Source organism: Photorhabdus hindustanensis (genome assembly GCF_002968995.1).
Classification (GTDB): Bacteria; Pseudomonadota; Gammaproteobacteria; order Enterobacterales; family Enterobacteriaceae; genus Photorhabdus; species Photorhabdus akhurstii.
The window spans coordinates 16,530-27,474 of record NZ_PUWT01000042.1; the positions used below are offsets into that span (position 1 = coordinate 16,530).

Sequence of the window (10,945 nt, forward strand, 5' to 3'; positions counted from 1 at the left end):
AGCGCCATTTATTAAAGAAAACCAACAAACTTCCCTACAATCCCGATCACAACGGTCAAACCAATTAATTTGATCGGGGAAAATCCCTTTTTCATCAACCAAAACACCAGCAAAGTGAAACACAACGGCAATAAATTCGGCATCAGTTTATCCAGCACATCCTTCTGCAACGCCACACTGGCCTTACCGGCATTTACCACCACCGGCGTCGAGAGATGGACATAGGAAGCCACCAATGCCCCTATCACCGTCATTCCTACTATCGAAGCGGCATGGGAGATCTTTTTGGTATGCTTTTTCAACAATGTTAGTGCGCTGGTTCCTGCACGATAGCCATAATGAGCCAGGCCAAAACGCAAACCGAAATGCACGATATTGAACAACAGCAGGAATATAATGGGACCGAATAGACTGCCTTGTAGCGCCAGAGAAGCCCCGATACCCGCGCAGATAGGCAGCAGAGTCAACCAGAACAATGCATCGCCAATCCCACCTAGCGGCCCCATCAGCGCCACTTTCACGGCACGAATGGTGGAAATCTTCTCTTTATTCCGCTCCATTGCCAGCACCAACCCGGATAGGAAAGTGGCATCAAACGGATGCACATTGATAAACTCCATATGCATCTTCATAGAATTTGCGAGATCTTGCGGATTCTTGTGGATCTTACGCAGACCAGGGATCAAGGTGTACAACCAGCCTCCCGCCTGCATACGCTCATAGTTAAATGATGCCTGTAGCAACAAAGAGCGCCACGCCATACGATTCAAATCGCCGTTGGTCAGATCCTCACTCGGTATCGTGTCCTGATAATCATCCTGCTCAACCTGACTGGTTGCCAGCGCCTGCGCCATCCTGTTCTCAGCTTTAGCGGCCATAGCCGCATCGGTGTCGTTAAATGCCATCTTCCATCTCCTGAGATTGAGTGTGAGATTGAGTGGTAGACACGCTGCGTTCAGCGGCCTCTTCCATACGGGAACGGTTAAAGAAATCGATCAATGCAATCGCGAAAGCGCCAAGTGCTACAGCAATAATCGGCATATTAAGGAAGGTGACTGAAACGAAACCCAGAATGAAATAAGCGATATAGGTCTTTTTCATCATGATCTTCATCAGCATAGAAAAACCAATCGCAGGCATCATGCCACCCGCAACCGCCAAACCATCCAACAACCATTGCGGCGCCTTCCGTACCATGACGCTGGCGGCGTCGGCACCGAAATAGACCGGCAGAAATGCCACGATAAAGTAGAAACAAAACAGAATGGCAATACCCAGATAATTCACACGCTCCACACCACGCCAGTTCAACGCTTTTACCATCTGATCGCATTTATGCATCATGGGTGAGAAGACGGTAAACAGCAGAGTGATACAACCTTGTACTGCAATGGAAAACGGCACCGCTATACCAATCGCGACTTTAGGATCAGCCCCCGTCAAAATGGCAAATGCGGTACCAATCACCCCGCCAATCACCACATTTGGCGGTTGAGCACCGGCCAGCGGCACCATGCCCATCCAGACTAATTCCAGTGAACCACCCACCAACAAACCCGTCTGTACATCCCCTAAAATCAACCCAACCAACGGCCCAATTACCACTGGACGATGAAAATGAGTCAACCCATCGAATAGATCCACCCCGGCCAAGCCAGCCAACAACCCAATCAATATCGCATCAATCAGCATAACTCCCCCCTCAAACCAGCAATTTGGCGATAGGTTCTCCTGCTTCATCCGGCACCCGCCGAATTTCGCAAGTGACGCCCAGTTGCTCCAGTTCACGAAACACCACCACGTCACTGTCATCAACCGAAACCGTCTTATGGATTTGACGCTTTCCCTCAGAAAAATGCATATTGCCCACGTTAACGAAGCGGATCGGTACTCCGCCCTTTACCAGCGTCAGTACATCCTGCGGCGTTTTACAGACGATGAAAATTTTCTGGCGTTCAGCCGCTTTATGAATCACATCAATGGTTTTTTGCAGGGTGAAATAACGCGTCTGAACCCCATCAGAAACCACCATATCCATCAGATTTTGCTGCATCAAATCACCGGCAGCTTGATCGTTAGCCACCAATACCAAATTGGCCCCCAGTGAATTGGTCCAGGTCACACCGACTTGACCGTGCACCAACCGGTTATCAATTCGGGTCATTAAAATATTCGGTATCGACATAATCACTCCTGCTACATTTTATTCTTGGTGAATACGGTGGATGATAGGGATAAATTTCCACCCCCTTCACCACGCGGTTGACTTCCCCTGTCGGACATGGATTGTCTGGCGTTATGCCCAGTGCCAGCGAGGTTTCAAACGCTAACATCTGCAAAAATATCAAATAGGGGAACAACAGCCAGATATCGTCTTGTTCACTATTAATCACCGTGAACCCTTTCCCCTGTGTGCCACTCAGTGCAACAATTTGACACGCCAATCCGTCATGATTCAGTTCATGCCAAAGATCGAGATCATAACGACGACGATGCTGATCAGCAGAGAGCATCATGACCACCAGCGTATCGCGTTCGATCATAAATTTCGGCCCATGACGCACCCCCATTGATGAGTCGTAACGGGTGGCGACATGCCCGGCGGTCAACTCCAGCATCTTGAGCGCCCCCTCCTCTGCTATCCCAGTAAAACAACTGGAACCCAGACACATCATGCGCTTAAAACCACTGCATGCCAGCCGCTTAACTTGTGCCTGCCACTGCCCCCTTTCCCGCTCACACAACGCGATCATCGTCATCAACGCCTCACCACTCTGTTCCAACGTCAACGGCCCTAGCAGCAACACTGTTGCTAACGTCATACAACTGAAACTGGACGTCATAGCAAAGCTCTGGTCATGAGCACCCTGTGGCATATTCAACGAACAGACGTGAGCGCGCCCTTCAGCATAACGCGCTAACGCACCACCGGGATTACAGGTCAGCATCAGGTGATAACAGCGTGGCAGGAGCTGATCCGCCAGTTTTACCGCCGCCACGCTCTCCGGGCTATTGCCCGATCGCCCATAGGAAATCAGCAAGGTTGAACGTGTTGGATCGAGATATTGCAAAGGAGAAGGCACAATATCTGTCGTGCTGTACGCGACCACATTCAATCCACACTGCTCACGCAACCAAGGCGCCAGCGTGCGCCCGATAAACGCGGAAGAACCTGCGCCACACAGCACTATCTGTAACTCTGGATCTGATAATAAAGGCTGCAAAAAGGGCCGCCACAACCCCTCCTCACATTGCAGATTTTGATATAACTGACGCCAAAGCTCGGGCTGTTGATGGATCTCTCTGGCAGTATGCAGCGCATGATGCTCACGCAACCAGACTTCGGTATAGGAAAACAGCTCATTCATGTTAAAACTCCTTGTACCTCTGGCTCACAAGCCTGCGCATAGCTCAAGAGCACAGAACGAATTTTATCCAACACCCAAGCGTGTGGGTCATTATCCAGCCTGCCGGCATTAACCGCCTGCGCCTGCTCAGGCAGGTACTGACTCAGTAGTGAAAGGGAAACCGGGCGACAACGCAGGTTATCCATCAAAGTATCCACTGCCTGTTGTACCTGAGGATGCGGCCAGTAGTAACGAACGCGATCACTCAAACTGTATTGACGATCAATAAACTGTTGATGCGGTGTACCGTGATAATAGCGGTTCCAGTGCTCCGGCTGCTCAAGCATGACCTGTTCCAGCGTGGCGCACAGATGAGCCGCGCCCTGTTCCCCATTCCATTCACTATCGATTTTATCGAGTGCGAACAGCGCCTCCCGTAAAGCAAAAGTCAAAGCCGGACCGACTTTCAGAATGGCAAAGTGATCACGAACCAATTCACGGTAAGCTTGCGCCGTTTGATAATCAGTGGAATGGGCTTCATAGACTAAATAGGGTTGAGATTCGATATATTGACTCAGCGCCGCTGCACGTTCAGGTTGATAATGTTCGATATGGTGGTGATCGAACTCCACACCCGGTTGCACCACCAGCGCAATCACCCGCGGCCATACCGGTTCCAATCCAGCCAATCGCCAGGCTTGTTGATGAACATTCAACGTTGTAGCCGCAGCCTGAGGCGTAGTGACCTGCATTCCTTCTAATGCTTCTTTAGCTCCGCCCGGTACTGGCACTTCGGTACCTATCACATAAACCGGTGGTTCTCCCCCCACCTGCTGCCAACAACGTTCAGCCACCTGACACAAACGAGCCGCGCGTACCGCAACCTCGTTGTCGCCCAGCGGCGTTGGATCATCCAGACAAGACATCGAGCAATCGAGGTGGATCTTACGAAACCCCGCCGCCACATAATCGTGTATCAACGTTTCAGCCAGTTTCATCGCCTGTTCAGCGGGAAGATCCTGCCAGGCATTTGGTCCAAGATGATCGCCTCCTAACCAGATACGATCACGCGGCAACCCAATGCGATCGGCCTGCTGCCAAACTACATCCCGGAATTGAGCCGGTTGCATCCCGGTGTAACCGCCAAACTGATTGACCTGATTAGAAGTTGCTTCAATCAGTACCGAGGTCTTACGCTCTTTAGCGACGCGTAAAGCGCTTTCCAATACCCAAGGATGAGCGGAACAGACCGAATAGATCCCCACCGCTTCACCTGATTTATGACGACGGATAAGTTGTAATAGTGACTGCATGGTGTCTCCCATGCGGGCAAGAATCTCGGTAAGAACTATTCGTCGGCAATAACCACATCCACGCCGAGTTCAATTAATGCCCGCTTGTAGTTATCGGGGATCCGACTGTCAGTAATCAGCCGATGAATCTGTCCGGCCTGACGGATCATGCAAAAACTTCTGCGCCCAAATTTACTGGCATCCGCCACCGCGATAATTTCATGCGCCACCTCACACATTACGCGATTAAGGTGAGCTTCACCGGGATGTGGCGTGGTTATCCCTGCTTCCAGATCAAAACCATCGACGCCAAGAAATAGGGTGTCAAAGCGATATTGACGTAATTGTTGTTCCGCAGCCGGACCATAGAGCGAGTAGGAGTTTTGACGCACACTCCCGCCAAGCACCATCACCTCCATCCGGTCAAACCCCGCCAGTTCATAGGCGATATTCAACGCGTTAGTCATGACGACCAAATCACGCCGCTCTTTAAGAAATGGCGCGATTTGCGTGGTAGTCGAGCCGGAATCAAGGATCAGGGCATCACCATCCTGAACAAACTGTGCCGCCTTGGCCGCAATGCGCGATTTCACATCACGATTTATCCGGCCTTTATCTTGCAAGGGGCGATCAAAGGCGAATTGCTGATTCAACATGGCGCCGCCATAGGAACGCAATGCACAACCTTTTTGCTCCAGATAACGCAGGTCATTACGGATAGTGACGCTGGAAACCCCAAAACGGGTGCTCAGATGCTCAACACGCACGCTGCCTTCATGACACAACAAGTCGATAATCTGTTCACGTCTTTTTACGGTATCCACAGCCATTGCGTTATACCCCTCAGATTTTCAGCAATAAATTTATGCCGCCTGTGATGAATTGCTTTCCCTCTCTTTCGATTTAATTACAGCAAAAGCAACCAAACGAAATTGTGATCGCTATTACAGTCTATTATATAGACAAAAATAGGCATAAAAGGTTTCGATTAGAAACAAAGCGAAAGAAAATATTAAATTTTCTGGTTACTGACTAGTTACCCAAAAATCAGTTTTCATCCACCTTTTGGGTAACAATTGATATAAAGAAACGAAAGCGCTTGGTTTTCAATCAGCAACCGCAAAGTTTTATTTTGTCAGGTGATAGGGATCACAAATTTTATGATTGGGGGTACAAATCCTGATAAAATCCCGGACTGAAAGCTCTCACTGTAATTTAAGGACACATCACATGACAAAACAATTTTCGGTGCTGACTGGCGGGCTACTGCTTGCCGCTTCTCTCGGCGCTCAAGCCTCGAATACACCCGATCAGGCCCGTCTGACAAATACTGTTGATAAGACCATACACTCCCTGATGCAGGAATATGACATTCCAGGAATGGCGATCGCGGTGACTTTCCGCGGTCAACATTTTTTCTATCAATACGGTGACGCGTCAAAAGAGAACAACACGCCGGTCACCAAAGAGACAATCTTTGAGTTAGGTTCGGTCAGCAAAACCTTTACCGGCAGCCTGATCTCTTGGGCGCAGGTGACGGGAGCCATTTCCCTCTCCGATAAGGCCAGCCATCATTTTCAACCGCTTGCAGGCAGCGCCTTTGACAACATAAACCTGCTGAATATTGCCACCTATACCGCGGGCGGCCTGCCGTTACAATTCCCCGACGAGATCGACAGCAATAGCAAAATGGTGGACTGGTTTCAGCACTGGCAGCCAAAGTACACTCCCGGAACCTACCGCCAATACTCCAATCCTAGTATTGGCCTGGCGGGCTATATCGCTGCCCAAAGCCTTGAAAAACCCTACTCAATGCTGGTGAAAAACCAGATCCTTTCACCGCTTGGTCTACACCATACCTGGTTTAACGTGCCCGCGCAGGAGATGAAAAATTATGCATTCGGTTATTCAAAAGAGAATAAACCGATCCGCATAAACCCCGGCGTGCTGGATGAGGAAGCCTATGGTCTGAAAACCAGTGCACAGGAACTGATCGGTTTCGTAGATGCGAATATTGATCCTTCCCGCGTAGGTGACAGTAAGCTAGCACAGGCGATTCGGGCAACCCATACCGGTTATTACCGGGTGGGTGAGATGACGCAAGGGCTGGGCTGGGAGCTTTATCACTGGCCCGTTACCCTTGAGCAGGTACTGAGCGGCAACTCGGCGCAGCTCGCTTATCAAGCCAATAAAGCCACGGAACTATCGCCGCCAGAGCCGCCAACGGATGCGCTTTTTATCAATAAAACCGGCTCCACCAATGGCTTCGGAGCATATGTCGCATTTGTGCCGCAAGAGCAAATGGGTATTGTGCTGCTAGCCAACAAAAATTACCCCAATGAGGCGCGCATCAAAGCAGCCTGGCAAATCCTCAAAGCGCTGAAATAACGCGCAGTTGCGTTAAATACTGTGTCTTTAAATACCGTGTCTGTTGGCAGCGCCTCCCGCAGGAGGCGCTGTCCTGACATATCGAGTCGTTAAGCCAGTAAGGCTTCCAAACCTGCGGTCACTGACTCCATACGGTGACCGCCTGAATGCTCAATCACATAACGCTTGCCTACCTGAGAAGAGGCATCCAGCCCCCAAATACCATGTTCGGCCTTCTGACTCAGCGGATCGCTACTGGTATTGATGTGGGTGACGTTGGCACTATCCAACTTATCGGCTAACCGATCCCGCAATCCTACATGCAAACCCATGCTGTTGAATGCGGTGACTTTAATCCCATGTTTGATGCCCGCATATTGCGCCAGCCCGCCGCCCAAAGAGTGGCCCAGAACCTCAACCTTGCCGCCATATTGTTTAGTAAAGGCTTTGACCAAGCGGTCAGCATCCTGAAACGCGCTGTCCTTGATCCCCAAAGCCGCGCCGACATCACTCTTTACAGTGCCAGGACGCTTGGTTGGCTGAGTGCCCACGAAGGAGAGCACCATAGTGTCGTCACGCTTGTAGACGGCGACCTTGAGCGCAGACCAGCCATCTCCCTCAAGGATTAAAGGATCATTCTCCCCCTTACTGGGGCGAACATGCAGGGTTAACTCACTGCCGGTTCCGCCAGTGCCATCCTCCCGGCGGGCCAGTATTGAAGACGGGATATCAGCTAAAGCGGCATGGCTGTAACCCGCGGGCATATCCCGATAACTACTGGAGCAACTGATTCTCGCCAATTGGGCCGCATCCATCACTGCTTTAGCTCCCACAGCATTCAACGGCTCTTGCTCCGCTTTAGCCACAAATGTGGGTTTAGCGATCACCTTGGCAGAATTCAGCAATTGTTCGGCACGCGTTCCAGCCTGCAAACGATCGGACGCGCCAAGCGGTAGGTGCGAGACTCCCTTCGCGCCCGCTCCAGCCAGCCCCAAGGCAGAAGATGCCAGCAAACGCCCGGTGGATTCCGCCAAATTTTTAACGCCTGCGACACCGACCGAAATTGCACCACTCGTTACACTACTGGCGCCGCCCGTGATATTAGCCAATCCCTTGATAACGGCCCCAGTCCAGTAACGCGCCTTACCTTTGGCGCTCTGCGCATGGGAATCATGTCCTCCCTGTATGGCCGTGCCAATCTTGCGAGCCGGGGCGCTCAATGTCAGATATTTCAGTGTGGTGGTCAGCACCTTGCCCGGCGATACCTGAGTACCAAGACCGGTACTGGTGTAATGGGAGGCAAGATGATGATGAACATTATTCTTACGAGATGGTGTCTGTACTTCTCCGTTCAAAAGGGGCGCCAGCGCCGTGGCGCTGGGAGAGTGCCCAATACCTTGAATAGACATCTTATTATTCTCCTTGGTTATTCAGATGACTGTCATTTAGCATGCGATGGCTGATCCTGGTAATGGATGCAGCGCAGATGCTCCATTCTGCTGGGTGCTGATTACCTGAAACTGAGACTGCAAGCTGACCCCAAGATCGAGAAACTCCCCCAGAGTCTGCATAAATGTCGTTTCGTCGAACATCTCGATCAACGCGGAGAAGCTCAACACCAGATAATTGGTACGACTGTCCAGACTGATCTGGCTGCCGCCGGTGGTAAGACCGAACATATTCAGCTCAAGGGCAACCCGGGTCAACATCAACTGGCTAGGCTCATCTGCTGGCAATCGCAACAAAGGAATATAGAGATAAAATGCCTGAACGTCGTCGTTATCCGGTACTTCAACGACGCACTCTCCACCTTGGCCGAAAGGCACAGTACAGTGACCATCGCTGCCAATGCTCAAAGCCACGCCTTGACGTTCACCCACAAGGCGCAACCATTCCGATACTGTCTGTTGATAAGCTTTCACTATGATATATTCTCCGCTCGTTATCCCTTACAGACCAAGGGTTTCGCACGCAATAGAAAGTGTGAGCATGTTAACAATCACCGGCAAGCCGTGATTTATTTCCGGGGCGAAGTTTTTTATATCGACGTCGAAATAGCGCCTTACCGGCAGTTGGGTTGCACCGTGCAAGTGTGGTTAGAGTCCACGTTCCAGATATTGTGACTGCTCCCCACCGTAAATCAGCCATTTTGCGTGACATTAATCACATTTTCTTCATGTTCATCTGATAAATATCGTGATCTTGTGGTCATAATATTTAGAGAGCGAAATTCTCTGTTATCTGTCTCCACTCCATCCTACTTAGCTGGAAGCGGTCTGTTGTTCTCTCTAACGCCACGTATTAAATGATGGCTGTTTTACGCTGTCATTTTTTTACCGCGGAACAGACCGGCGCTATTTAAAAGAGCCGTATGTCATGGCTCGTTTAATAGCTTCTTGCGTTATCCCCATCTCAGGATAATGGTTCAGTTATGTAAGGTTTCAAATATGGATGGATTAGTTTTCACCTGCCGAATTGGCGCGCTGCCCCAAACCACCTTTCAGGTAGCGCAATTTACTTTACAGGAAGAGCTGTCACAGCTTTATCGCCTGACGTTAAAAGTGGTGAGCTCACGTGATGACATTCCCCTGAATGAACAGCTGGGGGACAGCGCGTCACTGACCATTACCCGCAATGGCGTCACCGAACGGACCATTAATGGGGTGATAACTGGGGCTGAACAGGATAATACCGACGGCCGTCGCACTTTTTATATTTTCACTGTCCGCCCCACAATGTGGCTGATGACGCTCAATCAGGACAGCCGTATTTTCCATCGAAAGTCCGTACCGGAAATCTTAACGATCCTGCTTAAAGAGCATCGTATTTTATTTACCTGCGATACGCTCTATAAACGCCATGCCGAACGGGAATACACCACGCAAAAACGCGAATCCGCCTATGATTTCTGGTGCCGGCTGGCGGCGGAAGAGGGCATTATTTTCTGGTTTGATGAAAAACAGCTGTTGTTCTGTGATTGCTATCTGGGCATGCGGGCGGGTATCGATCTGACTTACAATACGCATCCTGAAACGGACGAGACAGATACTACCGCATACCAGTGGAGTTATGGCGAATACCTGTGTTCGAATGGCACGGTCCAGAAAGATCGTAACTTTCTTAACCCCAACTACGCACTTGAACACCGGGAGACAACCGACGATAGCGGGCACCATTCGGTGTTTGAAAGTTACGGGCGTTTCCAGTGGGATGCGGAAGGAAAACCGTTTACCCAACTGAGGCTGGAACAGTTACAAAACTACAGCAAAGTCGGTACCGCCAAAACCAACTGTATCCTGCTTCGTCCGGGCAAAATTTTTACCCTGCAATCCCATCCCATAGAGGCCATGAACGACCGCTGGCAGGTGCTGTCTGTCACGCATTATGGGCAGCAACCCGTCGCGTCGAACGACGGGGGCGAAGGAACCACCCTGACCAACGAGGTCGCCTTTATTCCCGGGCGACAGGACTGGCGACCCCCTTACCGCTACAAACCGCTGGCGGACGGGGATGAAGTCGCCACGGTGGTCGGACCGGGAAGCGAAGAGATTTATGTGAACGAACACGGCGCGATACGCATCCATTTCCACTGGAACCGTTACGATAAAGCGGATGACCTCGCGTCTTGCTGGGTCCGGGTGGCCCAAGGATGGAGCGGCAACGGTTTCGGTTTTATGGCGATACCGCGTGTCGGGCAGGAGGTGATAGTCAGCTATCTCAACGGCGATATCGACCGCCCGATTGTGACGGGGTGTACCTACAATGGCCTCAACCGTCCGCCGCTTGATTTACCGCTGGAGAAAACCCGTACCACCTTTAAAACCCGGACTCGCGGAGGACAGGGATTTAATGAACTGCGTTTTGAGGATGAAAGAGGCAGCGAGGAAGTGTTTATTCATGCTCAACGGAATATGAAAACGCAGATCCTCTGGGATAAAA

General features: G+C 50.7%; 10 protein-coding genes. 2 read left to right on the forward strand and 8 right to left on the reverse strand.

What is annotated here, in order from left to right; translation table 11 throughout:
* Window positions 1-11: 11 nt before the first annotated feature.
* The 6 genes from C6H66_RS15685 to agaR are packed head-to-tail and all read right to left on the reverse strand — an operon-like array spanning window position 12 to window position 5,469.
* Window positions 12-905, reverse strand: coding sequence for a PTS system mannose/fructose/sorbose family transporter subunit IID (locus tag C6H66_RS15685; protein WP_105396067.1), 894 nt, complete (start codon window positions 903-905; stop codon window positions 12-14).
* On the reverse strand, window positions 895-1,692 hold the full coding sequence (agaW, locus tag C6H66_RS15690) for a PTS N-acetylgalactosamine transporter subunit IIC (RefSeq protein ID WP_036808259.1): 798 nt from the start codon (window positions 1,690-1,692) through the stop codon (window positions 895-897). Before agaW ends, C6H66_RS15685 begins: the two co-directional genes overlap by 11 nt.
* A 10-nt stretch (window positions 1,693-1,702) precedes the next feature.
* Window positions 1,703-2,185, reverse strand: coding sequence for a PTS N-acetylgalactosamine transporter subunit IIB (gene agaV, locus C6H66_RS15695; protein WP_181147811.1), 483 nt, complete (start codon window positions 2,183-2,185; stop codon window positions 1,703-1,705).
* Window positions 2,151-3,368, reverse strand: coding sequence for an AgaS family sugar isomerase (locus C6H66_RS15700; protein WP_105396068.1), 1,218 nt, complete (start codon window positions 3,366-3,368; stop codon window positions 2,151-2,153). The genes agaV and C6H66_RS15700 overlap by 35 nt, the downstream gene beginning before the upstream one ends.
* The gene (locus C6H66_RS15705) at window positions 3,365-4,660 is read right to left on the reverse strand and encodes a D-tagatose-bisphosphate aldolase, class II, non-catalytic subunit (protein WP_105396069.1); all 1,296 of its coding nucleotides are present in this window, start codon (window positions 4,658-4,660) and stop codon (window positions 3,365-3,367) included. Before C6H66_RS15705 ends, C6H66_RS15700 begins: the two co-directional genes overlap by 4 nt.
* A 35-nt stretch (window positions 4,661-4,695) precedes the next feature.
* On the reverse strand, window positions 4,696-5,469 hold the full coding sequence (gene agaR, locus C6H66_RS15710) for a transcriptional repressor AgaR (RefSeq protein ID WP_105396070.1): 774 nt from the start codon (window positions 5,467-5,469) through the stop codon (window positions 4,696-4,698).
* A gap of 400 nt (window positions 5,470-5,869) precedes the next feature.
* Here agaR and ampC point away from each other — a divergent pair, with 400 nt between their 5' ends.
* Window positions 5,870-7,027 carry a class C beta-lactamase gene (ampC, locus tag C6H66_RS15715; RefSeq protein WP_046396214.1) on the forward strand — a complete coding sequence of 386 codons (1,158 nt, stop codon included), beginning with the start codon at window positions 5,870-5,872 and terminating at the stop codon, window positions 7,025-7,027.
* Between the two features lie 89 nt (window positions 7,028-7,116).
* Here ampC and C6H66_RS15720 read toward each other — a convergent pair whose 3' ends face one another.
* The gene (locus C6H66_RS15720) at window positions 7,117-8,415 is read right to left on the reverse strand and encodes a Tle-like phospholipase domain-containing protein (protein WP_105396071.1); all 1,299 of its coding nucleotides are present in this window, start codon (window positions 8,413-8,415) and stop codon (window positions 7,117-7,119) included.
* A gap of 36 nt (window positions 8,416-8,451) precedes the next feature.
* Complete coding sequence (locus C6H66_RS15725; RefSeq protein ID WP_219847623.1) at window positions 8,452-8,886, reverse strand: CesT family type III secretion system chaperone; 435 nt, start codon at window positions 8,884-8,886, stop codon at window positions 8,452-8,454.
* Between the two features lie 567 nt (window positions 8,887-9,453).
* Here C6H66_RS15725 and tssI point away from each other — a divergent pair.
* Window positions 9,454-10,945: type VI secretion system tip protein TssI/VgrG (tssI, locus tag C6H66_RS15730; RefSeq protein ID WP_105396073.1), on the forward strand; the 1,492-nt coding region annotated here is incomplete at its 3' end.

Bases quoted from the DNA above. Each gene is read 5' to 3' on its own strand.
- ampC (WP_046396214.1), top strand. From the start codon at position 5,870: ATGACAAAACAATTTTCGGTGCTGACTGGCGGGCTACTGCTTGCCGCT.
- agaW (WP_036808259.1), bottom strand. From the start codon at position 1,692: ATGCTGATTGATGCGATATTGATTGGGTTGTTGGCTGGCTTGGCCGGG.
- C6H66_RS15705 (WP_105396069.1), bottom strand. From the start codon at position 4,660: ATGCAGTCACTATTACAACTTATCCGTCGTCATAAATCAGGTGAAGCG.
- C6H66_RS15720 (WP_105396071.1), bottom strand. From the start codon at position 8,415: ATGTCTATTCAAGGTATTGGGCACTCTCCCAGCGCCACGGCGCTGGCG.
- C6H66_RS15700 (WP_105396068.1), bottom strand. From the start codon at position 3,368: ATGAATGAGCTGTTTTCCTATACCGAAGTCTGGTTGCGTGAGCATCAT.
- C6H66_RS15685 (WP_105396067.1), bottom strand. From the start codon at position 905: ATGGCATTTAACGACACCGATGCGGCTATGGCCGCTAAAGCTGAGAAC.
- agaR (WP_105396070.1), bottom strand. From the start codon at position 5,469: ATGGCTGTGGATACCGTAAAAAGACGTGAACAGATTATCGACTTGTTG.
- agaV (WP_181147811.1), bottom strand. From the start codon at position 2,185: ATGTCGATACCGAATATTTTAATGACCCGAATTGATAACCGGTTGGTG.